The sequence below is a fragment of the Anaeromonas gelatinilytica genome, from assembly GCF_016820635.1.
Taxonomy (GTDB): domain Bacteria; phylum Bacillota; class Clostridia; order Tissierellales; family SIT17; genus Anaeromonas; species Anaeromonas gelatinilytica.
In genome coordinates this window covers 1-26,232 of sequence record NZ_WSFU01000024.1, presented here as the reverse complement: position 1 = coordinate 26,232, position 26,232 = coordinate 1, and the positions used below count along the sequence as shown (strand labels likewise).

At 27.4% G+C, this 26,232-nt stretch carries 27 protein-coding genes and 1 tRNA gene; 5 read left to right on the top strand and 23 right to left on the bottom strand.

Annotated features, from left to right (window positions below; translation table 11 throughout):
- Positions 1-133 precede the first annotated feature (133 nt).
- Complete coding sequence (locus GOQ29_RS02215) at positions 134-1,414, top strand: S8 family peptidase (RefSeq protein WP_252187489.1); 1,281 nt, start codon at positions 134-136, stop codon at positions 1,412-1,414.
- 38 nt (positions 1,415-1,452) lie between these two features.
- Here the strand turns inward: GOQ29_RS02215 and GOQ29_RS02210 are convergent, their stop codons facing one another.
- Positions 1,453-2,850: a peptidoglycan DD-metalloendopeptidase family protein gene (locus GOQ29_RS02210; protein ID WP_203370996.1), complete on the bottom strand. Its 1,398-nt coding sequence runs from the start codon at positions 2,848-2,850 to the stop codon at positions 1,453-1,455.
- Between the two features lie 465 nt (positions 2,851-3,315).
- Here GOQ29_RS02210 and GOQ29_RS02205 point away from each other — a divergent pair, with 465 nt between their 5' ends.
- Together GOQ29_RS02205 and GOQ29_RS02200 are read left to right on the top strand one after the other, a co-directional pair.
- A complete protein-coding gene (locus tag GOQ29_RS02205; RefSeq protein ID WP_203370993.1) occupies positions 3,316-4,416 on the top strand; it encodes a DnaD domain-containing protein in 1,101 nt (366 codons plus the stop codon).
- Between the two features lie 14 nt (positions 4,417-4,430).
- The gene (locus GOQ29_RS02200; RefSeq protein WP_484477050.1) at positions 4,431-5,423 is read left to right on the top strand and encodes an ATP-binding protein; all 993 of its coding nucleotides are present in this window, start codon (positions 4,431-4,433) and stop codon (positions 5,421-5,423) included.
- Between the two features lie 226 nt (positions 5,424-5,649).
- Here the strand turns inward: GOQ29_RS02200 and GOQ29_RS02195 are convergent.
- From GOQ29_RS02195 to yedF, 20 genes are all read right to left on the bottom strand, one after another.
- Positions 5,650-5,725: transfer RNA gene (locus GOQ29_RS02195), tRNA-Lys, on the bottom strand.
- Between the two features lie 318 nt (positions 5,726-6,043).
- Positions 6,044-6,394: a hypothetical protein gene (locus tag GOQ29_RS02190; protein WP_203370989.1), complete on the bottom strand. Its 351-nt coding sequence runs from the start codon at positions 6,392-6,394 to the stop codon at positions 6,044-6,046.
- Between the two features lie 10 nt (positions 6,395-6,404).
- Positions 6,405-6,755 (bottom strand): PqqD family peptide modification chaperone, encoded by a 351-nt coding sequence (locus GOQ29_RS02185; RefSeq protein WP_203370987.1) that lies wholly within the window; start codon positions 6,753-6,755, stop codon positions 6,405-6,407.
- Positions 6,756-6,836: 81 nt separating this feature from the next.
- Entirely contained in the window at positions 6,837-8,699 is a 1,863-nt protein-coding gene (locus tag GOQ29_RS02180) for an OPT family oligopeptide transporter (protein WP_207750631.1), read from the bottom strand.
- A 267-nt stretch (positions 8,700-8,966) separates the two neighbouring features.
- The gene (locus tag GOQ29_RS02175; protein ID WP_203370985.1) at positions 8,967-10,247 is read right to left on the bottom strand and encodes an adenylosuccinate synthase; all 1,281 of its coding nucleotides are present in this window, start codon (positions 10,245-10,247) and stop codon (positions 8,967-8,969) included.
- A gap of 182 nt (positions 10,248-10,429) precedes the next feature.
- On the bottom strand, positions 10,430-11,122 hold the full coding sequence (locus GOQ29_RS02170; protein WP_203370983.1) for a GNAT family N-acetyltransferase: 693 nt from the start codon (positions 11,120-11,122) through the stop codon (positions 10,430-10,432).
- A 113-nt stretch (positions 11,123-11,235) separates the two neighbouring features.
- The gene (locus tag GOQ29_RS02165) at positions 11,236-12,432 is read right to left on the bottom strand and encodes an FprA family A-type flavoprotein (RefSeq protein ID WP_203370981.1); all 1,197 of its coding nucleotides are present in this window, start codon (positions 12,430-12,432) and stop codon (positions 11,236-11,238) included.
- Positions 12,433-12,512: 80 nt separating this feature from the next.
- On the bottom strand, positions 12,513-13,856 hold the full coding sequence (gene dnaB / locus GOQ29_RS02160) for a replicative DNA helicase (protein WP_203370979.1): 1,344 nt from the start codon (positions 13,854-13,856) through the stop codon (positions 12,513-12,515).
- 53 nt (positions 13,857-13,909) lie between these two features.
- Positions 13,910-14,356 (bottom strand): 50S ribosomal protein L9, encoded by a 447-nt coding sequence (gene rplI, locus GOQ29_RS02155; RefSeq protein WP_203370977.1) that lies wholly within the window; start codon positions 14,354-14,356, stop codon positions 13,910-13,912.
- The gene (locus GOQ29_RS02150; protein WP_203370975.1) at positions 14,356-16,365 is read right to left on the bottom strand and encodes a DHH family phosphoesterase; all 2,010 of its coding nucleotides are present in this window, start codon (positions 16,363-16,365) and stop codon (positions 14,356-14,358) included. Before GOQ29_RS02150 ends, rplI begins: the two co-directional genes overlap by 1 nt.
- Positions 16,366-16,382: 17 nt before the next feature.
- Positions 16,383-17,327, bottom strand: coding sequence for a YybS family protein (locus tag GOQ29_RS02145; protein WP_203370973.1), 945 nt, complete (start codon positions 17,325-17,327; stop codon positions 16,383-16,385).
- A gap of 12 nt (positions 17,328-17,339) precedes the next feature.
- Positions 17,340-17,666, bottom strand: a complete 327-nt coding sequence (locus tag GOQ29_RS02140; RefSeq protein ID WP_203370972.1) for a MazG-like family protein — start codon at positions 17,664-17,666, stop codon at positions 17,340-17,342.
- A gap of 131 nt (positions 17,667-17,797) precedes the next feature.
- Positions 17,798-18,028 (bottom strand): 30S ribosomal protein S18, encoded by a 231-nt coding sequence (rpsR, locus tag GOQ29_RS02135; RefSeq protein ID WP_203370970.1) that lies wholly within the window; start codon positions 18,026-18,028, stop codon positions 17,798-17,800.
- Positions 18,029-18,042: 14 nt separating this feature from the next.
- Positions 18,043-18,483, bottom strand: a complete 441-nt coding sequence (locus tag GOQ29_RS02130) for a single-stranded DNA-binding protein (RefSeq protein ID WP_203370968.1) — start codon at positions 18,481-18,483, stop codon at positions 18,043-18,045.
- A 20-nt stretch (positions 18,484-18,503) separates the two neighbouring features.
- Entirely contained in the window at positions 18,504-18,788 is a 285-nt protein-coding gene (gene rpsF / locus GOQ29_RS02125; RefSeq protein WP_203370966.1) for a 30S ribosomal protein S6, read from the bottom strand.
- Positions 18,789-18,925: 137 nt separating this feature from the next.
- Positions 18,926-20,107: an aminotransferase-like domain-containing protein gene (locus GOQ29_RS02120; RefSeq protein WP_203370964.1), complete on the bottom strand. Its 1,182-nt coding sequence runs from the start codon at positions 20,105-20,107 to the stop codon at positions 18,926-18,928.
- Positions 20,108-20,198: 91 nt separating this feature from the next.
- On the bottom strand, positions 20,199-20,399 hold the full coding sequence (locus GOQ29_RS02115) for a DUF951 domain-containing protein (protein ID WP_203370961.1): 201 nt from the start codon (positions 20,397-20,399) through the stop codon (positions 20,199-20,201).
- A 39-nt stretch (positions 20,400-20,438) separates the two neighbouring features.
- Complete coding sequence (locus GOQ29_RS02110; protein WP_203370959.1) at positions 20,439-21,269, bottom strand: mechanosensitive ion channel family protein; 831 nt, start codon at positions 21,267-21,269, stop codon at positions 20,439-20,441.
- 12 nt (positions 21,270-21,281) lie between these two features.
- Positions 21,282-21,548 carry a putative Se/S carrier protein gene (locus tag GOQ29_RS02105; protein WP_203370957.1) on the bottom strand — a complete coding sequence of 89 codons (267 nt, stop codon included), beginning with the start codon at positions 21,546-21,548 and terminating at the stop codon, positions 21,282-21,284.
- A gap of 28 nt (positions 21,549-21,576) precedes the next feature.
- Positions 21,577-22,176, bottom strand: coding sequence for a sulfurtransferase-like selenium metabolism protein YedF (yedF, locus tag GOQ29_RS02100; protein WP_203370955.1), 600 nt, complete (start codon positions 22,174-22,176; stop codon positions 21,577-21,579).
- 273 nt (positions 22,177-22,449) lie between these two features.
- On the opposite strand from yedF, the gene GOQ29_RS02095 reads away from it, so the two are divergent.
- Together GOQ29_RS02095 and GOQ29_RS02090 are read left to right on the top strand one after the other, a co-directional pair.
- Positions 22,450-22,809 carry a DUF2089 domain-containing protein gene (locus GOQ29_RS02095; RefSeq protein WP_203370953.1) on the top strand — a complete coding sequence of 120 codons (360 nt, stop codon included), beginning with the start codon at positions 22,450-22,452 and terminating at the stop codon, positions 22,807-22,809.
- Between the two features lie 41 nt (positions 22,810-22,850).
- Complete coding sequence (locus GOQ29_RS02090; protein WP_203370951.1) at positions 22,851-24,074, top strand: DUF4097 family beta strand repeat-containing protein; 1,224 nt, start codon at positions 22,851-22,853, stop codon at positions 24,072-24,074.
- Positions 24,075-24,141: 67 nt separating this feature from the next.
- Here the strand turns inward: GOQ29_RS02090 and GOQ29_RS02085 are convergent, their stop codons facing one another.
- Both GOQ29_RS02085 and GOQ29_RS02080 read right to left on the bottom strand, forming a co-directional pair.
- Positions 24,142-24,804, bottom strand: coding sequence for a CvpA family protein (locus GOQ29_RS02085; RefSeq protein ID WP_203370949.1), 663 nt, complete (start codon positions 24,802-24,804; stop codon positions 24,142-24,144).
- 175 nt (positions 24,805-24,979) lie between these two features.
- On the bottom strand, positions 24,980-26,047 hold the full coding sequence (locus GOQ29_RS02080) for a YkvI family membrane protein (protein ID WP_203370947.1): 1,068 nt from the start codon (positions 26,045-26,047) through the stop codon (positions 24,980-24,982).
- Positions 26,048-26,232 lie beyond the last annotated feature (185 nt).

The following is a 26,232-nucleotide window of genomic DNA, read 5'->3' as shown; positions in this document are numbered from 1 at the left end:
TAAATTATATTTGTATTCTTCTAAATTACTTATTAAGTATAACATATTATACATTAAATTTATCATAGTTATTAAATTTACAATAACCTTTTACTTCCTTTTAGCATAGATTGAATCATAGGAAGGTGATTTAATGAGACGGGGAAAAAGATATAAAATTGATCCATTAGTTAATACCAAATTAAACTCCATATCTAAGGAAGAAATTCCAATTATCATAAGACTAAAAAATAATGATATAAATAAAATATCTGCTATGACTGGAAAATTAAAATATAAACTACCCATAGTAGATGCCATTGCTTGCAATATGAACCTTAAAGATATAAATAATTTAAAAAATGATCCTGATATAGAATTTATAGCCTATGATAGTAAGGTCTTTGCCCAACTAGATATTGTAAATAAATCAATAAATATTGATATGCCTAGAAATGATAATCTTACTGGTAAGGGAGTAACAGTGGCTGTAGTAGATACTGGATTAACACCTCATGTGGATTTAATTAGACCCCAAAATCGAATTCTAGGTTTTAAAGATTTTGTAAATCATCGTAATACACCCTATGATGATAACGGTCATGGTACGCATGTTGCAGGTATTATTGCAGGAAACGGTTCTGCATCTAATGAAAAATATACAGGAATAGCTCCTTCTGCTGATTTGTTAATAGTTAAGGCCTTAGACAGTTCTGGTAGTGGAAATACATCGGATATTGTTTCTGCAATACAATGGGTAATAGAAACTAAAGATGTATATAATACTAAAATTCTCAATTTATCTTTAGGTACACCTGCTAATAACCCATATGATTCTTGTCCTTTAGCTCAAGCTGTAGAAAAAGCAATACAAGCAGGATTAACTGTAATATGTGCCGCAGGAAATAGCGGTCCTTCTAAAGGTACTATTTTATGTCCTGGAAATGCTCCATCAGGAATTACAGTTGGTGCTGTAGATGATAATAAAACCCCCGAAATAAATGATGATCTTATAGCTTCTTTTTCCAGTAGAGGACCCACAAATGATGGATTAAAAAAACCAGATGTCGTTGCTCCAGGAGTTGACATCATGAGTCTTTCTAATAAAAGCTCTTCAGGTTATATATCATTAAGTGGAACATCTATGGCTACTCCAATTGTAACTGGAGCATGTGCTTTATTATATGAAAAATACAATGATTTAACTCCAAAGAAAATAAAAAAAATGATTATAGGCTGCTGTAACAACATAGGATTTTCACAAAATGAACAAGGTGCAGGAATTATAGATTTAGAAAAACTATTTGATGAAGATTATAACAGTTTGTCTTCTAGGAAACATGTCGATTATGAAAGTCATAGATTCGATAAATTATTTGATGATAATATAATAATATTTTTAATTTTAATCATTTTATTGATATGGGATTTTTAATATTAAAGACCTAGGAAATTTCCTAGGTCTTTAGACTTCTATCTTAAATAATCATATGGATTACGATGATTACCATTTACTAAAACTTCAAAATGAAGATGAGGTCCTGTACTTCTTCCTGTATTACCTACGGCTGCTATAGATTCACCTTTAGCTACTTTTTGTCCATTACTCACATATAATTTACTACAATGAGCATATCTAGTACTATAACCATTCCCATGATCTATTAATATCATATAACCATAAGAACCATTATAGCCAGCAAATCTCACTATACCATTATCTGATGCCTTAATAGTGGTACCAGTAGAAGCTGCTAAGTCAATTCCAGTATGAAAACCTGATCCTCTATCCCCATAAGGTGAAGTTAATCTTCCATTTACAGGTATTTGAAATCTTCCGCTACCTCTAGAAGATGGAATAGCCTTTGTTCCTTTTGTTATTATTTGTGCAATAGGTTGTGATTTTATCGTTTCTGATATTACTTCTTTAGCTACCTTTATTCCATTTCTTTTTTCAATTTTAATTACAACTTCCTTTTCTCCTTTTACGCCCTCTTGTTTAACCTTTTTCTCATTTGAATACATACTATCAGACTTTTCATATTTTGTTTTATAATCAATCTTATCAGTGTATGTATCCTTTTCATAAGTAACTACTGTCATATATGGTTTTGATTCTATTAGGCTTATTTCATCCCCTTCTCTAATTTTCTCAGGATCTAAAGACGAATTAGCCTCTATCAATTCTTCAACCGTTATATTATTATCATTAGCAATTTCCCAGAAATTTTCTCCATCTTTCACTGTATAAGTCTTTTCTTTATCAGTTCCATTTTTTATTGCAGTCAAAAGTTCCTTAGAATCTTGAATTTCAGATGCTTTCACTTTAATTTTTTCTATTTCCACTTCTTCAATTATTTCTATTTCTTCTATTTCCGCATCTGCATCAATATAAGACTCTTTAAAATCTTCTATAACACTTTCTGCTATTTCTTCACTCTTTACTGCTCCTACTAACTCTCCATCAACTTTTATTCCATAGGCTATAACTTCTTCTCCCATAGTTGATTTAATCTTTTCATATAATTCTTTAGAGGAAGTTAATTCTTCATCTTCAGCATAAATGCTTTTAAGAGTAAAATCCTTATTGTTTAATATTTCTAATCCAAATTCTTCATTAAAATCTTCTTTAATTTTATCGTATATGTCTAATACTAACTGTTCTTCTCTAATAATCCCTATCTTTTCTTCTCCCAAACTAACTTCATATGCTTCTGTATATTTCTTATATTCGATATTAGCTTTTATTGTAGCTCCACTTAATACACTTATCATAAAAACTGAAACTACAATGATTGCAAATTTAATGTTTTTAAAGTAAGAAATTTTTTCGCCAATAAATTTAATGGCCTTCTTCTTAAAACAATCCATGAAATATCCTCCCTAGGAAAAATTATCTATAATCTTTATTAGTTTTGCTTTCATTTTTTCTTTGAGTTATCAAGTAATGTATGAAAATTATGATAATTTAAAACATTAGCATCACTAGTATATCCTAACTAATACTTTTGTAATACAATTGTAATAAACTTCTTTTCAATTATATCAATTCATTTACGAATAATCAAATGTTTTTTTAAGGCATGTCTATATTTAATAATATTCTTTTCCAAATCTAATATTACATATATTTTTCAATTTATTTATATAAGTTTTTTATAATAATATTAATTAAAATAAATTTAATACGTCTCTAATATTGTCTATTACTATATTTTATGTTAAAGTAATTTATAATATCTTTTATATTTTATTTATATTACTTTATTATTACAATAATAATAAGTATTTACTATGATATAATAATTATTATTAAAAGTTTAGTGGGTGATTTATTTGAGCTTTTTTATAGAAACTACTGATATAGATCTGGGTGATACTACAATAGAAAATATTTTTATAAATGATTTTATGCCTATGGCTCATGGTACATATGTTAAAGTTTATTTATTAGGTTATAAATATGCAAAGGATATGGACGATAATATAAGGGTAGACAATAGAACTATTGCTAAACATTTAAACATCCCTTTAGGAGATGTGCTTAATGCTTGGGATTTTTGGGAAAGTAAAGGTATCATAAGAAAAAAAATTGAAAACGAAGGAAATGATATAGATTATACTGTAGAATTTTTAAATCTCAAACAACTTTATATTAATAATGTAATCAAACCTAAGGCTGCTAATGAAAATACTTATAATAAAAAAAATAATTTTAATAAACCTTATACTGCTACAGCAGATGAATTATTAGAAGCTAAAAATAGTCCAGCTATTAATAATATGTTTAATGAAATAAGAACCGCTTTAAGAAGATATATTACTCCTAATGAATCTAAACGTATATATGAATGGATAGATAATTTTAATATGAGTCCAGATGTAATAGTAAGAGCCTTTCAATTTTCTGTAGAAAATAAAAATAATAGAAGAATAAGTTTTGTAGAAGGTATAATTAAAAATTGGTATGCTGATGGTATTACTAATATCGAAAATTTAGATGAATATATGAGTAAAAATGATCAAAAATTCTATAGATATAATAAAATCTTAAGATACTTAGGTCTTAAAGGTTTAGCTAGTGAACCTCAAAAAAAATATATTAATAAATGGTTTGATGAATGGAATTTCAATATGGACTTAGTCTTATTGGCTTGTGATGAAACTACGAAAATAAGTGAAATAAGTTTTGACTATATTGATGGTGTTTTAAAAAATTGGTTTAATGCTAATATAAATTCAATAGAAGACTTAGAAAAAAGAAAAGAAGATTTTAAATTGAATAAGAAAAATAATTCAAAGAAGAATACAACTATCTCTAAAAATAAAAAAATATATACTCAATTTCATAATTTCCAACAACGTACAACTAAATACTCTGCAGATGAATTAGAAAAGAAAATCAAAAAAAAATTTGAAGCTAAAATTAATAGCTAATAAATTTTATAAGGGTGATTTTATTGAATAAAAATATTATAAAGAAAATTCTTAATGAATATGAGAAAAAACGTGATAAAGCTCTACTTGACCAAAAAATACGAAAACAAGAAGTATATAATAAAGTTCCTAAACTTAAAGAGATTGATGAAAAAATAAAAAAATATAGTATATCTATATCAAAGATTATTATTGAAAATCCTAGTAATATTAATGATAAAATTGAAAAATTAAAATTTCATTTAGAAGAACTAAAAAAAGAGAAAGCATTTTTACTTACAGAAAACAATATACCTTTAGAATATTTGAATATTAATTATAAATGTAATAAATGTAAAGATACTGGATATTTAAAATCTGGAGAAAAATGCAATTGTTTTAAACAAAATCTTATAAGCAAATCTTATGAAATGTCTAATCTTTCCAAAATATTGGAAAAAGAAAATTTTAATAATTTTAATATAAATGTATTCAATGATACTCCAGTAGAAGGAGAAGATAAAACACCTAAAGAAAATATGATGAATATACTAAATATTTCAGAAGGTTTTGTTATAAATTTTGATAAAGATAATAAAGAAAATCTATTATTCTATGGTCAAACTGGTTTAGGTAAAACATTCATGGCTAATTGTATAGCTAAATCTCTATTAGATAAAGGTTATATAGTTGTATATCAAACAGCTTTCAAGATTATGGATATAATAGGGGATCATAAATTTAATAGAAACAACAAAAATATAGGCGAAAATGAGTATAATTTATTATTTGATTCCGATTTATTAATTATAGATGATCTTGGTACAGAATATACAAACTCCTTTACTAATACAGAAATATTTAATATAATAAATACTCGTCTTTTAAAAGGTAAAAAAATGATTATATCTACAAATTTATCACCTAAAGAATTTGCAGATACTTATACAGATAGAACTTTTTCAAGGATATTTAGTAACTTTATACCTCTAAAATTTTATGGAGAAGATTTAAGATGGGAAGCATAGAGTCTAGAAATAGACTCTATTTTTATTGCCTTCTAATTTTTTATGTAATTTCTATATTCTAACATATAAAAACTTATTAGATTAGCTTTTTTTAAACAATAAAAAAACTAGAGAGGTCACAGCACTCTCCAGCCTTTTTTAAATTTTATATGGAGTTGGTAACCCCCAACCTACTGATTACAAGTCAATTGCATACCAATTGAGCTACATCAGCATTGCTTTAAAATGGTGACCCATCGGCGACTCGAACGCCGGACACCCTGATTAAAAGTCAGGTGCTCTACCGACTGAGCTAATGGGTCATTAAACTTAATTCTTTTAGTGCTATTAGTTTAGAAGTTAAGCACTAATATGTTAACTCACTTCTACTATGATATATTATTTTAAAGATGATGTCAACAAAGTTCTTTAATTTTTTTATTATTTTCTCTAGTAAAGTAATACTCAAAAATAATTTTATACTCAAAATCCTAATATAGTATTAAAAATGGAACTTAAATTTTTTAAACCTACAGTTTTCTGTAGGTTTAAATATTGATTTTTATTAAATTTATCAAGAGTCTAATTTTTATTTATAAATTTTTAATAAATAGATGTTATTTTCGTTATAATATTATGAATTAATCCTTTTTTAATATAAATACATTTCCCTTACTACTATAATCAGTCTCAACAATTTCTTTTTTTATCATATTATCTAATACTATCTTTGCCAATTTATTTGGTTCTTGAACCACAAGTCTTTTTCTGCTTCCAAAATTTGAAACTGACATTCCAACTAATATTTTTGAAATTTCTTTTTTAGTCATAGAATCGTGAGTTTTTAACTCCTCTAATATTTTTTTCTCTGCTTTACTATTTAATTTTCTATTCAATTCATAGGGTGCTTTTTGTTCTTTTACATATCCCCAAGAGTAAATTATCATAGTAGCTATGGCAAAAAATATAATTCCTAATATTGTATTTAGCATACCTTCACTCCTATTTATTTTCCAATTCTATAAAATTATTATTTTTCAATATTTTTATATAAGTAACCAATCTCTCATTTATTGGCTCTGCCTTAGAGCCTAATTCTTTTTCAATAACTTCAGATATATTAAATATATTCTTCTCTCCATTTATAGACTTCCATACTACACTACCTATTTCATCTAAATCAATTATAGTCTTTTTTGGGGTTTTAAATATCTTTTGAACAATCTTATCTAACCATGAATTTCTCCATATTATTATCTGAACAAGTCCTTTATCATTTATTTCCCAATCAATGTTTTCTGTTTTTTTGGGTACAAATTCAAAAAAATTTTTCTCTTTTTCCTTTCTTTTCATAAATAGCCCCTCTCATCTATCTCATGGTTAAAGAAATAAAGAGGAATAAAATAATTACTCCCCTTTATATCTTAAAAACTTTTATTCGCTTTCGATTTTTCGTAAAATGGAATATTTGATTAATATAAATACTAATACAGCAAAAGTCAGTAACGCTCCATATTTACCTAAAACTCCATTACCAAAAGCTACAGAATCTCCTAAAGTTCCTGCTCCTATTGGAATTATGGCGAATATAGCTAATAATATCCCAATTAAACCTTCTCCAGCAATAAGTCCTGAAGAAAATAATATTCCGCTTTCAATCTTACCTTTAACCATCTCTTTCTTTTCCTTACTTTTATCAAGTATACCTCTTATTACACCACCAACCATTATTGGAGTACTTAAATGAATTGGTAAATATAATCCTACTGCTAAAGGCAATACTGGTATACCTAATAATTCGATTACTAATCCTATTCCTACTCCTGTAAATACTAGAACCCAAGGAAGATTACCGCCTAAAACACCTTCAATAACTAATTTCATTAAGTTAGCCTGTGGTGCTGGTAATTCTGAAGAGCCAAATCCCCAAGCTTGATTTAATAATACTAATACTCCACCAATAACTAATGCTGATGCTATAGCTCCTATAAGTTCACCATATTGTTGTTTCTTAGGAGTTGCTCCTACTAAGAAACCAGTTTTCAAGTCCTGAGAGGTATCCCCTGCCATTGCTGCTACTATACAAATAACTCCACCTACTGATAATGCTCCTATCATTCCTTCCGACCCTGTATTTCCAAGAGCCTTAAATATTATAGAAGTTATCAATAATGTTGCAATAGTCATACCCGATACAGGATTTGATGAGCTACCTACTATACCAACAAGTCTTGATGAAACTGTAGCAAAGAAGAATCCAAATATTGCTATTAATACTGCTCCACTAAATCCAACTGGAATTATTGGTGTAAACATCATTATTAAGATTAAAATTAATATTCCTCCAAACATTAATGACATTGGCATATCCTGCTCTGTTCTTAATATTCCTTCATCTCCAAGTCCAGCTTTTAATCCACCTATAGCAGCACCAAATGTCTTTACAATCAATGGTAATGACTTAATTAAACTTATAATACCACCAAATGCAACTGCACCTGCACCTATATAACGTATATAATAATCCCATATTCCCCAATATCCTAATTCACTAATGGGAACAGGCGCAGGATATATTGGAGTAGTTATAAAATTACCTAAATGAGATATCAATGGAATTATAACTAACCATCCTAATACCGCACCACCTAACATATATGCAGATATTTTAGGTCCAATAATGAATCCAACACCTAATAATGCTGGTAATACATCTCCACCAACTGCTGCATCTTGATATCCTGGTATTTCCCATTCGATTTCACTCGGAAATAATTTAATACCATCTGCTATAAATTTGTATAATGCTCCTATTCCCAGACCTGTAAATACTGTTTTAGCTTTAACTCCACCTTCTTCTCCAGCTCTAAGAACCTCACTACAAGCCGTTCCTTCAGGATAAGGTAGTACACCATGTTCATTTACGATTAATGCCTTTCTCAATGGAACCATAAATAATACCCCTAATACTCCCCCTATAAGCGCAATAACCATAATTCTTAATAAACTTGGATACGCAAAACCTAATTCTTCTGACCATATAAATAATGCCGGTAAAGTAAATATTGCACCTGCTGCTAAAGATTCCCCCGCGGAACCAATTGTCTGTACCATATTATTTTCTAGTATAGATTCTTTTTTTAGTAGTCCTCTTATTATTCCCATAGATATAACTGCTGCCGGAATTGATGCACTAATTGTCAAGCCTACCCTTAATCCTAAGTAAGCATTAGCAGCTCCAAATACAACAGCCATAAAAACACCTAATATGATAGATGTTAAAGTGAATTCTGGCATTATCTGATCTGCTGGAACATACGGAACAAAACCTTGTTCCTTTATTTCTCCATTAGCCAAATATAACTCCTCCTTACATTGGATTTTATACTATTGGGAATCTTTTGATGAATATTGCTACACCTCCTTACCTCCTTTTAAATTCCCTTAGTATAATCTTATTAACTTTTCTTAATAACTATTCAATAATATTTTTTAAAATCCTTTAATTTTTATAAATATTACATTTTATTAATAAAATAAAAGCCCATAGGAAAATCCTATGGGCTAAAATATATCCTTTCTCATAATCGTTTCTTTTCTCTTAGGTCCTATAGATACTATATCCACATTTACTCCAACCAATCTCTCTATTCTTTCAATATATTTTTTTACGTTTTTCGGCAATTCATCATAATTCTCAATATTATCAAAATTCTCCCATCCATCTATTTCTTCATATACAGGTTTACATTTTGAAAGAGTTTCTAAACTAGCTGGAAAATAATCTATGATTTCTCCATCTAATTCATATCCTATACATAGCTTTAATTTATCAAACCCACACAATGTGTCTACCTTAGTTAGAGCTAAAGAAGTTAATCCATTTATTCTAGCTGAATACTTCAACATAACTAAATCTAACCACCCACATCTTCTTGCTCTACCTGTAGTTGTGCCAAATTCAAATCCCTTTTCTCTAATTTTATCTCCTATTTCATCATGAAGCTCTGTAGGAAAAGGACCTTTTCCTACTCTTGTAGTATATGCTTTTACTACACCTAATGCTTTTTTTAATCTAAAAGGACTTATTCCTGCACCTACTGCTACACCACCGGATGTAGGATGAGATGATGTTAAATATGGATATGTACCATAATCAATATCTAATAAAGTTCCTTGTGCACCTTCAAATAATATCTTATTACCAGATTTAATTTTTTCATCTAACAAAACTGTTATATCTATTACATATTTTTTTATCTTTTCTATATATCCTAAATACTCTTCTACAATTTCATCTTCATTTAATGGCTCTGATTCATATACATTTTCAATAATTTTATTTTTATCTCTAATATTTTTTCTAAGTTTCTCTTCAAACATATCTTTATAAAAAATATCACACATTCTTATGCCTACTCTATCAATCTTATCTCTATAACAAGGTCCTATTCCTTTTACTGTAGTACCTATTTTTTCTTTTCCTTTATTCCTTTCTTGTAATTCATCAAGTTTTAAATGATAAGGAAATATTATATGTGCTCTATTACTTATTCTTAAATTTGATGTATCAATCCCCTTATTATTTAAATACTCTATTTCTTTTAATAAAGAATGTGGATTTATAACTACTCCATTTCCTATTATAGATAATTTTTCATTATAAAAAATACCTGAAGGTATTAAATGAAGCTTATACTTATTTTCTCCTATCTCTACAGTATGACCTGCATTATCTCCACCTTGATATCTAACTACTAAATCAGATTCCTTTGATAAATAGTCTGTTATTTTGCCTTTACCTTCATCTCCCCATTGAGCTCCTAGTAATACCAACGTTGACATATATAACATCTCCTTTTTATATGATAAATAATAATGTATAAAATCTAATTCAAAATCTTTTTCACTATGGTATATATTATCAGAGGTATTATTTATAGTCAACAAAATGACGAATATTTAATTAAATTTGTCAGTAAATATTCGCCATTTTATTGAGTCAATATTAATTATATACTTCTTTATTATGTGTTTTTTATATTATTATTATCAACATATTGTGTTTTTTCACTAAAATTTTTCCACATATCCACAGAGTTATGCACATCAATGTCTTTTTTATTCGTTCGTCTTGCATAATTTTTAATATGTAATTCCATTTTATAGAATCCCATCTCTTTCTTATTTCTTTTAATTCGAAAATTCTTATTTATCTCTGATATGAATAATTCATCTTCTATATTTAGTTTTTGTATATCCATTACTTTATAAAATTCTCCAGTAATAATAAAACCACATTTTTTATAACATTTTATAGCTCTTTCATTAAATTTAGCTACTTGCAATGCCATCTTGTTCATATTTAAAGAATAAAAAAAATACTCTAAAAATCTCTTAAGAGCCTCTGTTCCATATCCTCTATTCATATAATTAGGATCTAATACTAATCCTAATGTAGCAACTCTTGTGATTTTTTTTATTTCTCTTATTGTTAAATAACCAATTAATCTATTTTTCTCATTTTTTATACCAAAACATTTTTTATTTCTAGTTTTAGATTTATATTCATACCATTTATGGATCTCTCTATCCGTCATTTCTGGAAAATTATAATCACTAAATAATGAACTTTCATGTTTACCCCAACTTCTCATTTGATATACATCTTCAATTCTTAATTTATCAATTTTTACTTTATTATTATCGGATAAATCCATAAATATATCCCCCTAAAACATATTTTAAATTGATTATACAACATATTTTTCTATTGGTCTATATGATTACAATATTAAATAATCGGAGACGTATTACATCTCCGATTAAAAATTTATTTCTCTAATAATTTTTCTCCAAATTCTTTACCAAATTTAATACATCTATTATATGTTTCTTCATAGGGTACAAATGTAACTTTAAGACCATCCATTGCTAATTTTAATTTGTGATTAACTATATTATCTTCTACTATCCTTATGGCTTCTCCTCCCCAGCCATAAGAACCAAAAGTTGCTGCTAATTTACCTCTATTGGTTATTGGATTTAACACCGAAAACAACTTATATACAGGTAATAAAGTATTTTGATTTATAGTAGGAGATCCTATTAATATACCTGTAGCCTTTTCTATCTTTTCTTCCAATTGAAATACATCAATATGTTCTATATCTAACAAATCAACTTCAATATCTCCGGCAGCTTTTATTCCTTCTGCTATCTTTTCTGCCATTTTTTTAGTATTACCATAAGCAGATACATACGATATAAATACCCTATGTTTATTTCTTTCATATGGTTGAGATAATTCTTTAGACCATTGAACATACTTTTGCCAATTTTCTCTTAAAATTGGTCCATGCCCTGGGGCAATTATATCTATATATAAATCTTCAATTCTATTTATTGCCTTTAACATGAAATTACTAAAAGGTTTTAATATAACATCAAAATAATATTTAAAAGCTTCATCAAAATTCCCGACCTCATCATCAAACATTTTTTCATCACAATAATGACATCCAAAAGAATCACATGTAAATAATATATTATCTTCCTCTAAATAAGTATACATAGAATCTGGCCAATGTAAAAAAGGAGCAGAAATAAATTTTAATGTTTTATTTCCTAAATCCAATATATCTCCATCTTTCACTTCTATATATTTAAAATCATCATCTATCATATGTTTAAGAAATTTGATTCCTGATTTAGATGCAACTACTGTAGCATTTGGTGCTATTTTTAAAAGATGCTTAAGATTACTTGAATGATCTGGCTCTGTATGATCTAATATTATATATTTTATTTCCTCTGGATTGACTACTTTCTTAATTTTAGATAGATATTCATCTTTATAAGTTTCTTTAGATGTCTCAATTATGGCTTTTTTGTCTGCATCTATAAAATAAGAATTATACGTTGTACCATATTTTGTCTCCATTACTATATCAAAAGTTATTAATGTAGGATCTAAAACTCCTATCCACTTAACATCTTTACTTAAATCTAACACTTTCGTATTATCCATTCCATCCGTCACTCCCTATGAACATTTTATTGTAAGTAAATACCCATTTACTCTAAATGTAAACAGGGATTTGTGAAATATTATTCCCTATACTTTTCCATGTTTAAGAATTTTGTGAATTGACCCATCCATACAAGTTCCACAGTTCCAGTAGGGCCATTACGTTGTTTAGTTATTATTACCTCTCCTATGTTTTTCTTTTCTGTATCTAGATGATAATATTCATCTCTATAAAGCATCATTACAACATCTGCATCTTGCTCTATCGCGCCTGATTCCCTTAAATCTGACATTATAGGTCGATGATCTGATCTTAATTCAGGAGCACGGGATAATTGAGACAAAGCTACAACAGCAATATCTAGCTCTCTAGCCATTTCCTTTAATCCTCTTGAAATCTTTGATATCTCCTGTTGTCTATTTTCATTTTTCCCATCTCCACTCATTAACTGTAGATAATCTATCATTACTAAATCTAATCCTTGTTCTATTTTAAGTTTTCTACATTTAGCTTTCATCTCAGCTAAAGATATTGCTGGAGTATCATCTATATATATATTAGCTTGAGCTAAAGGTCCCATTGCTTTACTTAATCTAACCCATTCATCTTCAGATAAATCTCCTGAAATAATCTTTTGTACTTCTATATGAGCTTCAGCACTCAACATACGTTGCACAAGCTGACCTTTTGACATCTCAAGACTAAATATAGCTACTATTGTCTTACCCATCATAGCACTATTTTGAGCTATATTTACTGAAAAAGCAGTTTTTCCCATAGAAGGTCTAGCCGCTACTAAAATAAGATTTGATTTCTGAAGCCCAGATGTTTTATTATCTAGATCAATAAATCCTGTTGATATACCAGTAAGTTCTCCTCCACTTTGAGCCATTTCTTCAATTCTAGAAAGTGTCTCCATAAGAACTGTTTTCATTGGGGTAAAACCTTCATGACTTTTCCTTTGAGTTATTTCAAATATTCTTTTTTCTGCCAAATCTATAATACTTTCTATTTCCTTGTCATCTTTATATCCCTCACTAATTATCTCATTAGATGCTTTTATCAAACGCCTAAGTAAAGATTTTTCCTCTACAATTTCACAATAAGATTTTATATTAGCAGTAGTAGATACTCCATCAGAGAGATCTGTTAAATACCCTACACCACCTACTGCTTCTAATGTATCCCTTTTTCTTAATTCCTCTGATAATGTTATAAGGTCTACCGGCTCATTTCTATTATATATCTCTAATATAGTTTCATATATTTCACCATTGGCCTCTTTATAAAAATCTTCTGCTCTTAATATCTCCGTAGCACTTATTATAGCATCTTTGTCTAAAATCATTGCTCCTAAAACCGATTGCTCTGCTTCCAAACTATTAGGAGGAATGTTCCCTAGCTTTTCAATGCTTTCTTCCATTTAATCACCTCTTATAAATATAGGTACAGAACTTATTCTGCACCTATAGTAACTTATTCTTCTACTACATGAACTTTAAGTTCCGCAGTAATATCAGTATATACTTTAACTTTTACAATTGTAATACCTAAACTTTTAATATTATCATTCATGTATATTTTTCTTTTATCTATCTTAATTTTATGTTGTTTTTGAAGAGCAGTAGCTATATCTTTTGTTGTCACTGACCCAAATAATCTACCACCTTCTCCTGATCTACTTTTTATTTCTACAGTCAGATTAGAAATTTTTTCTGCTAATTTTTTTGCTTCCTTTATTTCTTCATCTTTTCTTATCTTTTTAGCTTTTTTTTGCTCTTTAAGTTGCTTTACACTACCTTCTGTTGCCTCTTTGGCTAATCCTCTTGGCAGTAAATAATTTCTTGCATGACCATCTTTGGCGTTCACTAAATCTCCTTTTTTACCTAATCCTTTTACATTCTCTAATAGAATAACTTTCATTATTCCTCACCTTCCTTTAAATATTCAATTATGGCTTTTTCAAGCTGTTCTATTGCTTCATCTAAATCAATATTATCTAATTGGGCTCCAGCCACTGTTAAATGACCTCCCCCACCTAATTTTTCTAATATTAATTGAACACTTATATCTCCTAAAGATCTTCCACTTATATGAACGTTAGTTTCGGTAGGCACTAATACAAATGAAGCTGCTATCCCATTAATATTTAATAAATCATCTGCAGATTGGGCTGCTATAAGAACAGCATCCTCAGATTGCTTTTCCATAGATGATATGGCAATTTGACCATTTCCTACTATCCTAGCCTTTTCAACAACCTCTGCTTTCATTATAAATGTTTTTAAATCATCTTGGAATAATTGCCTTACAGAAGTAGTATCGGCTCCTGCCCTTCTCAAGAAAGAAGCTGACTCAAATGTTCTAACTCCTGTTTTAAATGTAAAGCTCTTTGTATCTACAGTTATCCCAGCTAATAATGCTTCTGCTTCAAATTTTTCTATATCCATCTTTTCATTTCTTAAATAATATAAAATTTCTGTAATCAATTCACTAGCAGAGGAAGCATAAGGTTCTAAATACACTAACGTTGGATCTTTTATAAATTCAGCACCTCTTCTATGATGATCTATTAATACTACTTTATCCATAATATCTAATAATCGTGGCGCCTCCGTAGATTTAGGTCTGTGTACATCTACAACTACACATAAAGACTCTTTAGTGGCTATCTCTTCTGCTTCTTCTGGAGTTATAATATTATCCATATAATCTGGATTTTTCTCTTTAATTCTATCATATAGATTTCTTATCGAAGGATTTATGCCTTCCAATACAATATATCCTTCAGTATTTCTATATTTAACTGCACTTAGAACTCCAATAGATGCTCCAAAACTATCCATATCTCCTACTTTATGTCCCATTATAAAAACTTTATCTGATTGATCTATAAGCTGTCTCAATGCATGGGACATAACCCTAGCTTTAACTTTGGTTCTCTTCTCAACGGCTTTACTCTTTCCACCATAAAAGCTTAGTTTATCTATCTTTTTCACTACAGCTTGATCTCCACCTCTACCAAGAGCTATATCTATAGCACCTTTAGCAAACTCATAGCTCTGTAAAGGAGTCTTACCATTCACTCCTACTCCAACACTTAATGTAACAGGAATATTATTACCTTGATTAATCGCTCTCATATCATCTAATATGTCAAATTTCTTACTTTCTAGATTATCAAGATACTTATTTTCAAATACAATAATATATTTATCACTTTCATATTTTGTTAGAAATCCATTAACCTTAGAAGTAAATGTATTTAATTTCTTATCAATTTCTGCTAATACTATAGGTCTTTTAGCTTCAGGTGTATCTTTTATTACTTCATTATAATTATCTACTTGAATAAGACATACATTCATCTTTTCATCATTATATTTTTCTTTTAATATAGTAAAATTTGTATTGTCTAACCAATATAACATGATCAAATAATCTTTATTAGAAGTTTTCTTATTAACCTTTACAATATTATATAAAACTTTATAATTTCTATCCTTAAATATTACATCAATACTTTTATTACTCTCTTCCTCAGTTATATCTTTAATATTAAAAGTTGGAATAACATCTTGAATGTTTTTCTCAAGTATATCTTTTTTTTCACTTATTTCACTAAATTTCGGATTATACCAACTAATAGTTCCATCTATTTCTAACATCATAAAAGGTATTGGTAAATTTAATACTGCATATTTAGTGGCTGAATCAAATTCTTCCATCAATCCTTCTATATATCTTGTCCATTCTACCTTTCTGAGATGTACATTTTTCCAATGATAATATATTAAATATGCTAATATCAATACACCTACTGATGCAATAATTGGCTCATAAAAAAATAAAATTAATATAAGAATTCCTATAATCCATAAATATATTTTATTATTAAAATTTAAAAACTTAAATATCTTTTGATTGGCCATAATAATTCCTCCACTTGTTAATCCCTTTTTATTTTTCTAAAATTAAATATTGCATCTACTAATCCTATTAATGCAATTATAGTCATTAGTCCTCCAGTAAATACTAAAAAGACTATAATTAACCCTTTCAATATCTTAGAAATTTTCGTTTTATTTAATAAATATACTATAACAGATAATCCTTGTAAAAAGAATAAAAATATTCCTAATACAATAAGATTTATAATTATTGTATCATAATAAAATAGTTCATAATAACTTATTATCATAGATAATATCCCAATAACTGCTATTCCAGGAATGATATCGTTTGGTAGTCTAAATTTTGAAAAATCAGGGACCTTAATATTTTTATAATTTAATCTTCTCAAAATTGACAAAGATAACCAATAATTCATATAAGTAGTGAATAATGCTAATACTATAAGAATAACAGGAAATATCAATAATGTATAATCAAAAGCTTCTGATATTAAGTCAATCATTTCATTAATTTGCTCAGAAGGTAAACTCATTTCATTTAATAAATTTCTTTGAGTATTTAATATAGAATCAAGATTATTTTTTAGCATATAGTAAACTTTAATCCCTGATATATATCCCGTTACCATTATTGTCACTATTATTGATAAAAAAGATGATAAAGTTCCAACTACTATCGTTTTATATGAATCATATTCTTTATTTATCATAAAAGTTAATACTATTGCTAACAATCCAAATAACATACTAATAAATGCAGATGTAAATGGATCAATTAATATAGAAACTAATATAAAAGATACTATAATTGTAGCCATACTAGCTTTTATATTATGTCTTACTCCTATAATTATAAAAGGTATTGGATATAACAATAATATAATCGGAGTTAAATACAACCCTAAAAAAACAAAGATTGTCATTAATGCAGCTATAACTGCAGATTCTGTTATCATAGTAGTCTTATTATTTAAGTTCAAAAATTCTCACCTCTATCTTCTAGTCCTTTTAAAATATTCTAATAATGAATTTAAATCTCCATACCATCTCTCTATTTTATGATCTTCTGCAATTCCTAGTTTCACTTTACTTTCCACTTTTTTATCAATTTCATCAAAAGATATGCCTAATCTTTTTGCCAATAAATAAGTAACAAAAATTATATTCGCCAACACTTCTAGAATAGCTTCTTGTCCTTCTTTTAGTCCTTTATACAACAGAGTAAATAAAGAAGATACTGTAGTTAAAAGCTCACTTTTTAACCATTCTATAACTCTAATATTTTTAGTTATGTCTATATCCCTATTATTAAAACCCATTTATATCACCCCATAATATATTATATTATACTTTTAATTCTATTTGAAATCTTTCTATATATAAATCTTATAAAATAATAGTTAAAAGTCATAATAACAAAAAAAGAGGGATTTTTTCCCTCTTTTATATATTACTCTGCTGTATAAGGTAATAAAGCTATAGTTCTAGCTCTTTTTATAGCTCTTGTAACTTGTCTTTGATGAGCTGCACAAGTACCAGTTATTCTTCTAGGAAGAATTTTACCTCTTTCTGTAACATATTTTTTTAATTTATTTAAATCTTTATAATCTATATGTTCTACATTATTTACACAGAAATTACATACTTTTCTTCTTCTATTATTAAAATTTCTTCTTGCCATAATCTATCCCTCCTTTAGAATGGAATATCATCATCGTCTACAGGTTGGAAACCTTCAGCTGTTGAAAAATCCATAGAATCATTATTTCTCTGATTATTTCCTGAATTATTATTATCTCCCCATTCCAAGAATTGTACTCTTTCGGCTACAACTTCAGTAGTATATACTCTTTGCCCTTGAGAATTTTCATAACTACCAGTTTGAATTCTTCCATCTATTGCTACAAGTCTTCCTTTAGAAAGATAATTTGCACAGTTTTCTGCCTGTCTTCCCCAAACAACAATTCTAGGAAAATCTGCTGTAGGTTTTCCTTGTTGCTCTAATTCCTGTCTTTTTTCTTTAGATAGATTCTTATCAACTGCCAAATTAAATGTTGAAACAGCTGTACCATTTCCAGGTAAGAATCTTAATTCTGGGTCTGCGGTTAATCTTCCAATTAGTACTACTTTATTCATAAAGTACGACCCCCTCATAATTAATTTTCATCTCTTATTGTCATAAGCCTCATAACACCATCTGTTATCTTAGCAATTCTGTCCATTTCTTTAACTGCTTCAGCTTCTCCCTCAAAGTTTACTATAATATAATATCCTTCTGATAAATCATTAATTTCATAAGCAAGTTTTCTTGATCCCCACTCATCAATATTTGTTATCGTTCCTTTTTCTTCTATGATTTTTTTGAATTTGTCAAAGATATTATTTCTAGCTTCTTCTTCTAATCTAGTTTCAAATATAAACACTGATTCATATTTTCTCATTTACTTCACCTCCTTGTGGTCTTATGGCTCCTTAATGGAGCAAGGAATGTATTCATCACCACATTATATCATCTTAACTCATATCTTGCAACAATATATATGAACCCTTGGTCAAATTAATTTGACCAAGGGTAAAATTATATCATTTCTTTTATTGATTCAGCAATTCTTTTAACTCCTATAACTATTCTTTCTTCATCCATATTTGAATAATTTATTCTTAAAGTATTTTCATTACCTCCATTAGGGAAGAATGAACCTCCTGGCACAAAAGCAACCTTCTTTTCTATAGCTTCAGCAGCTAAATCTCTAGCATTTATATGCTCAGGTAAAGTAACCCATGTAAATAATCCACCTTCCGGTCTTGTAAATGTAACTCCTTCTGGGAACTCTTCCTCCATAGTTTTAAACATGAGATCTCTTCTTTTAACATATACTTTTTTTATCTTCTCAATATGCTCATCCAAATCATATTTTGTTAAGAATCTATCTACAATTATTTGAGAGAATGTACTAGCTTGTAAATCTGCACCTTGCTTTATTAATATATATTTATTTAATACTTCATCATCCGCACAAATCCAACCTAATCTAAGTCCTGGACAGAAAGTCTTTGAAAAAGTCCCCAAAAATATAACTCTACCTTCAGTATCAAAAGATTTTATAGCTGGAAGCTTCTCTCCTTCAAATCTTAGTTCTCCGTAAGGATTATCCTCTGCTATTGGTATATTATATTTATTAGCTAACTCAACAAGTTTTTTTCTTCTTTCAAGGGACCATGTTCTTCCTGATGGATTTTGGAAATCTGGAATAACATAAATTACTTTCACTTTATTATTATTTGCCAAAATATCTTCCAATTTATCCATATTCATCCCATATTCATCAGTGGGTACTTCTATAAATTTAGGCTGATAAGCCTTAAAAGCATTTAAAGCTCCTAAATAACTAGGACTTTCACAAACTACAATATCATCCTTGTTTAAAAATATCTTACCTGTAAAATCAAGTCCTTGTTGTGACCCACTTATAACTAATATGTCTTTTGCATTTGCCTTTACACCTACACTATCCATTCTCTTAGCTATTTTTTCTCTCAATGGTTCAAAACCCTCTGTAGGTCCATATTGTAAAGCTGATGTTCCCATATCTTTTAAAACCTCTGAAGATATTTCTTTTACGGTGTCTACTGGAAATAATTCTGGAGCAGGTAATCCTCCTGCAAATGATATTATTTCAGGCTTTTGAGTTAATTTTAGTAATTCTCTTATTTCTGATGCTTTAATTCCATCCATTCTTTCTGAATAATTCAAACTCATCACTACACCCCCAATTTTTTAAAAAGCGTTTTCCTTAATATATAGTTTACTATTTAATAAAATATTTGTCCAATTAAAAAAATTTATAATTTTACTCATTATCATTTTTATCTAATATTTTCTTTATTTTTTTATCTAATTTTCTCCTAGGAACCCAAACTATCCTATTACATCCTAAACACCTTAATTTAAAATCAACTCCTACTCTCATCACTTCCCATTTATCTTCTCCACAAGGATGAACTTTTTTTAATTTTATTATACTTCCTGGTTTAATTCCTATAGTGTTCATAAAAAATCCTCCCATTAATTACTTTTAAATTTTTTTAAATTAATTTTCTGTTTTATTATATACAACATGTTTTTGATGAGGTATTTCTATACCCTCTTTGTCAAAACTAAGCTTAATTCTTTTTCTAAGTTCTCTTTCTACTTCCCATTGTGCCATCGGTTTTGTTTTTGCCATAACAGTTAATACAACATCGGAACTACCTAAACTAGACACACCTAAAACAGTAGGTCCTTCTACGATCTCTTCATTTTCTCTATTATATTCTTCTGCCACACGATTAATTACTTCTGTAGCTTTATCTATATCTTCTTCATAAGCAATTCCTATATCAACTAAAGCTCTCATATCTCCTCTTATTTTATTTGTTACTATCTCTATTTGTCTATTAGGAATTATATGCAAAGAACCATCAAACCCTCTAACTTTAGTTATTCTTAACCCTAATTCCTCAACTATACCATCTATACCTTGTACCATAATATAATCTCCTACTGAAAATTGATCTTCAAAAAGTACGAAGAAACCTGTTATAATATCTGCTACTAATTTTTGAGCTGCAAAACCTATTGCAATAGCTCCAACCCCAGCAGCAGCTATAATTCCTTTTGTATCTACACCAAAAGATTCTAATATAGCCACTCCTGCAATAAAATATATTACATACTTAACTATGCTTTTCGCAGTTGAAGCTAAAGTGTCAGCTTTAGCTTCATCCATTTTAAATTTAGCTTTTTTCCTACGCTCAGAAAATCTACTTATAAATTTATTACTTATTCCAATGGCAATTCCAGCAATAATAAAAATTAAAACTAACTGTAATGCTCCATATAACACTCTAAATGGTAATTCCCCAACAAAATCAAATTCCATTATATCACCATCCTACATCAATTTTTTTGCAATTCTTTCATTATCCTCTCTAGTGATTATATATATATTGCTAATAGAAAGATTATTATCTTCTATAATACTTTTTATCCTATTTAAATCAATATAATCAAATTTTATAGATAACCCACAACTTACAGATACTTCTCTAGGTGTAGGAATCGTCTTTATATCAATATTTTCATCTTTAATTTTTTTTTCTGCTTCTATTGCATGATGTGTTGAATCAAAAGTTATTACATATATTTCTTTATTTAACATTTATTTCACCTTCTCAAATTATTTTACACTATATAGATATTGTATTTGTTGCATTCTTCATTTTTTCTACTATAGTATACATATTTGTAACTCCACCTACTTTTAATTTATCAGCTATATTATAATAGTTTAAACATGTACCGCATGATAATATTTCTACTCCTGCCTCTTCTAATACTTTAAAATCTTCTATTGATTCGGACCCTTCAATAGTTAGATTTACACCAGAATTAAATAATAAAATTGTAGAGGGATAAGGTAAAGATTCGGTCAATGAATATATAAATCCTTTCATTAAAATTCTTCCTAATTCTTCCGAGCCATTTCCCATTTTATCAGAACCTATAACAATAGTAGTATCTGTAAATACATTTGGTTCACACGTTAAAGCAGAATTTCCTTCTTCTATTTCTTCTTTACTAATAGTTATTATAAAATTTTCCTTATCACTTTTTTTTACATCATATTTTAAATTCATACTATTAGCTAATTTTGATACATTTTCTTTCGCTACTTCATTATCTACAATAGTTGAAACAGTACCATTTTCTATTTCCTCTAATGCCTTTTTAGTCATTATTACTGGTTTAGGACAAGCTTGACCCCTAGCATCTATTTCTTTTTTCATTATTAAAACCTCCTAATCATTAATGTTAACATTATTATATCATTTCATCAAAATAATTGATTTTATATAATTATTATCTATACTTTGCATATAAATTATAAATAAAACAAATAATTAAATATATTAATTTTATTATTAATTATATTAATGTTTCAATTGACATATTTAATAATAAATAGTATTATGTAACTAAAGATTTATAACTATCATACTATTAAGAACTCATAAATTAAAATCTATTATACTAAAAATTATTAATAAGGAGGCATTTTAATGAAAAAGGAAGCTTTAGGAAAATGTCCAGTCTGCAATAAAAATCTAAATATAACTAGGTTAGAATGTAATCACTGTAATACTATAATCGAAGGAGATTTTACCCAATGTAAATTTTGTAAATTAAATAATGATCAAAAAAGTTTTGTGGAAGTTTTTATCAAAAATCGAGGTAATATAAAAGAAATAGAGAAAGAACTTGGTATTTCATACCCTACAGTAAGAAACAAATTAGAAAATATTATTAATGCTCTAGGACATAAACCTAAACCACAACCCAAACTTGATAAAAAAGAAATTTTATCTAAGTTATCCGCAGGTGAAATTACAGCTGATGAAGCAATAAAATTGCTTAGTTAGACTTCACCTATTAATTTAAATATTTACTAGGAGGGATATATATGAATGAAGAAAAAATGATGATACTTAGAATGCTTAAAGAAGGTAAAATATCAGAAGAGGAGGCATTTAAACTTTTAGATGTCTTAGAGAAAAAAGAAGATGAAAAAGATTTTGAAGCTAAGTTAAATAAAAATTTAGAAGAAAAATTTAATAAATTTGGTGAAAATTTCGGAGAAAAAGTTGGTAAAATAGGAGAAGATCTTTCCGATGGAGCCAGCTCATTAACTGATAAGATTATGGATATGGTCGACTCTTTTATGGATAAAGGAGGCTTTACTAATATTTTAGGAAGTCATGATACTAAAAATGAAATTCTTGAATTAGAAGTTAATGATATAGAAAATCCTGTTTTAGATATTAAAGGTATAAATGGAAATATAAATCTTAATCCTTGGAGTAAAGACTATGTATATGTAAAAGCAATTTGTTATATTAAAAAAAATAAAATTTCTACAGACGAAAATATAATGGATTTAAGGAAAGAAAAAAATAAAATTATACTAAAGCCTTTATTTAATTCTAACATAGGAGTAAAATTAGACATATCAGTACCATTACAATATTATAATGAAATCAATTTAATAACTAGTAATGGAAAAATTAATATTTATGATTTAAAAGCAGAAAATATAATTTCTAATACTACAAATGGATCTATAACATTAAATAGTATAACTTCTAAAAATACCATTGATTTAAATACTAAAAATGGAAGAATTACATTAAAAGATATTAAAAATAACGATTTAAATATCATCACTAAAAATACATCGATCAATCTTGATAATGTGACTTGTGAAAAAGGAACTCTAATTTCACAAAATGGTAAAATTAATCTAAATAATTCTACTATAGATACTATAGACATAAATACTTCTAATTCTCCTATAAAAGTAGAAAATTCTAATATTGCTTATTTATTTGGAAAAACTTCTAATGGTAAAGTAGATATCAAGAATCTAGATATAACAACTTTAAAAGAAACTAAAATTAATACGTCAAATTCTGGTATATATATTTATTTAAAGGATTTCTATAAAGATTATAATATATCTGCCTCTACTACTAATTCTAAAATTAATTTAAATCTTCCTCAATTAGTATATGACTATAACGATAAAAATAAAAGTATAAAAGCTCACAAAGAAGGTTCTTCCAATAATCCTGTAGTTTTTGATTTACACACTACAAATAGAAATATCGAATTTAACAAAAAGGATTAAAGCTAAGCTTTAATCCTTTTTGTTTTCTTTAATAATTATATAAAGTTTTTATGTCAATAATACCTTCCTAATTCCATACTATGGTTTCTAGATACCCTATAATTAGATTATTATTATAAAAATAATCCCCTAATACAGAATTAGTGGTTTGAACTGCAATAAAACCATCTGGATTTAAAGATATCACAGGAGTCAATATAGCATATATAATAAATATTACTAATACCCCTCTAATTAACCCAAATATTAATCCACCTATCTTATTAAAAGAATTCAAAATAGGCAATTTGAAAAATATATTTAACATTCTAACTAAAATAGATAATATAATATTAGCTATTATGAATAATATAATTATACTTATTATATTTATAATCATAGTTGTAATACTTCTCGTAATAACTTCAACTGAGTTATAATCCACTTTACCTATACTATTATTTATAAGTATCTGTGGTATTCTAATAATTTTAACTAATGTATCAAAAGAAAAAACACCTTCTCCTTCTGTTATATTTACTATATTAGGATAAATCTTGTCATAAAGCGAATCATAAAAATTAGTATGATTAATAAATAAACTTGCTATTATCGGATAAAATTTATTAGCTATAACTAAAGCTAATATAGTACCTAAAAGGCTAAAAGCTGATAAAATAAATCCTCTGTGAAATCCATTAAGACCCGTTAACAATATGATTATGATAATAATAATATCTGCAAAATTCAATATTCTCATCCTCCATTACGTTCATATTAATATAATCTTTAGTAATAATAATTAATTATTTATATATAGGCTAATTATATCATTTATTTATTTTTATTTTCAATTTTTATTTACAAATTTATTAATTTTTGAATACTATTTTCATAATATAATTTTACATTGATTCAATAAAACTTTATCTTAATTTACAAATTTTTTTAATAGAAATTAATCTTAATAAAAATTCTATAGATATTATTAAGATTATAAATAAACCTAAATACCCAAACAAAGGATATAATGTAGTAACTAATTTAGAAAAACCTAAATTTGATATAGGTAATGTAACTATAGGAAGAATAATAGCTAATATATTTTTATTTATGCATATAATTTTTGATAATCTCGTTATCAAAGAAAACCCACTAGCAATTGCTGTAGTAAACATAGCTGACATAAGTATGAAACTATATAATTTTACACAACTTTCATTTAAACTAGAAGCAATAGCTAACATAGGAATTTCAAATCCAAATACATCAGTATATTTTATTAAAAGGGGTATTAATATGGAAAAAGCCATAACACCTAATAAAATTCCACTTAATATACTTGTTTTTATTATATCCTTTTTATTTTTTAATAAATTATCTATAGTTGTAAATATTACAATGGCAGATAAACTATTATAACTAATATATAAAATTGATGAAGTTAACCAATTTCCATTACTTGTTATATTAGCTCCTATATGATTACTAAATTCTAATCCATTATATCCTATAATCTTTATACCTATATATAAAATTGATAGCACGAGAAGGGGAATTAATATTAAATTAGCGTAAGAGAGTCCTTTTACATTAAAAATAAAAACTATAAGAGTAAGCAATGCCATTATCAATATTCCATAATTATAATTTAGATTAAAATTTTCCTTTACAATTGCTCCTCCTCCTGCTAGCATTACTGAATAACTAATAAATAAAAATAATGTTAATATTATTTCTACAAATTTCCCAATTCTATTTCCCAATACTATTACCATAAACTCATCATATCCCTTTATATTATCTTTTTTTATTCTGAATAAAACAACTATCGGCAACATTATAAATAAAATTATAGCAATTAACATTCCTGTCATTCCTTTTGTTCCATATACAGCAAAAAAATGTACTATTTCCTGGCCAGATGCAAAGCCTGCGCCTATAACAGTACCTATATATATAAAAGCTGCTTCAAGCCATCCTCTATTTTTCATATACTAGCACCTCCAAATATTAAATCATATGATTCAATTTAAAGTAATATGCTAGTAGCTATATTTTTTATTTATTTTCATGTCTAAATATGACAATTCCCCGGGAAATATATACTAAAAATACCACTAGAAATATTTATTCTAGTGGCTGAAATATAATAAAAAATCTAGCAACGTCCTACTCT

Bases quoted from the DNA above. Each gene is read 5' to 3' on its own strand.
- GOQ29_RS02150 (WP_203370975.1), bottom strand. From the start codon at position 16,365: ATGGCCAATCAAAAGATATTTAAGTTTTTAAATTTTAATAATAAAATA.
- GOQ29_RS02120 (WP_203370964.1), bottom strand. From the start codon at position 20,107: ATGAGTTTGAATTATTCAGAAAGAATGGATGGAATTAAAGCATCAGAA.
- rplI (WP_203370977.1), bottom strand. From the start codon at position 14,356: ATGAAAGTTATTCTATTAGAGAATGTAAAAGGATTAGGTAAAAAAGGA.
- GOQ29_RS02190 (WP_203370989.1), bottom strand. From the start codon at position 6,394: ATGCTAAATACAATATTAGGAATTATATTTTTTGCCATAGCTACTATG.
- GOQ29_RS02175 (WP_203370985.1), bottom strand. From the start codon at position 10,247: ATGTCAACGTTGGTATTACTAGGAGCTCAATGGGGAGATGAAGGTAAA.
- GOQ29_RS02215 (WP_252187489.1), top strand. From the start codon at position 134: ATGAGACGGGGAAAAAGATATAAAATTGATCCATTAGTTAATACCAAA.
- GOQ29_RS02115 (WP_203370961.1), bottom strand. From the start codon at position 20,399: ATGAACACTATAGGAATTAAACCAGGAAGTATAATAAAATTAAAAAAA.
- GOQ29_RS02110 (WP_203370959.1), bottom strand. From the start codon at position 21,269: ATGGAATTTGATTTTGTTGGGGAATTACCATTTAGAGTGTTATATGGA.
- GOQ29_RS02130 (WP_203370968.1), bottom strand. From the start codon at position 18,483: ATGAATAAAGTAGTACTAATTGGAAGATTAACCGCAGACCCAGAATTA.
- GOQ29_RS02165 (WP_203370981.1), bottom strand. From the start codon at position 12,432: ATGGATAATACGAAAGTGTTAGATTTAAGTAAAGATGTTAAGTGGATA.
- rpsR (WP_203370970.1), bottom strand. From the start codon at position 18,028: ATGGCAAGAAGAAATTTTAATAATAGAAGAAGAAAAGTATGTAATTTC.
- dnaB (WP_203370979.1), bottom strand. From the start codon at position 13,856: ATGGAAGAAAGCATTGAAAAGCTAGGGAACATTCCTCCTAATAGTTTG.
- GOQ29_RS02105 (WP_203370957.1), bottom strand. From the start codon at position 21,548: ATGTTAAATAAAGAAATATATGTAATAACTTTTGATTCAACACATCAT.
- GOQ29_RS02180 (WP_207750631.1), bottom strand. From the start codon at position 8,699: ATGCCAGAATTCACTTTAACATCTATCATATTAGGTGTTTTTATGGCT.
- GOQ29_RS02080 (WP_203370947.1), bottom strand. From the start codon at position 26,047: ATGAAAAATAGAGGATGGCTTGAAGCAGCTTTTATATATATAGGTACT.
- rpsF (WP_203370966.1), bottom strand. From the start codon at position 18,788: ATGAGAAAATATGAATCAGTGTTTATATTTGAAACTAGATTAGAAGAA.
- GOQ29_RS02170 (WP_203370983.1), bottom strand. From the start codon at position 11,122: ATGGATTTATCCGATAATAATAAAGTAAAAATTGATAAATTAAGAATT.
- GOQ29_RS02090 (WP_203370951.1), top strand. From the start codon at position 22,851: ATGAATGAAGAAAAAATGATGATACTTAGAATGCTTAAAGAAGGTAAA.
- GOQ29_RS02095 (WP_203370953.1), top strand. From the start codon at position 22,450: ATGAAAAAGGAAGCTTTAGGAAAATGTCCAGTCTGCAATAAAAATCTA.
- GOQ29_RS02140 (WP_203370972.1), bottom strand. From the start codon at position 17,666: ATGGGTTTTAATAATAGGGATATAGACATAACTAAAAATATTAGAGTT.
- GOQ29_RS02210 (WP_203370996.1), bottom strand. From the start codon at position 2,850: ATGGATTGTTTTAAGAAGAAGGCCATTAAATTTATTGGCGAAAAAATT.
- yedF (WP_203370955.1), bottom strand. From the start codon at position 22,176: ATGAAAAAAGAAATAGATGCTAGGGGTCAAGCTTGTCCTAAACCAGTA.
- GOQ29_RS02185 (WP_203370987.1), bottom strand. From the start codon at position 6,755: ATGAAAAGAAAGGAAAAAGAGAAAAATTTTTTTGAATTTGTACCCAAA.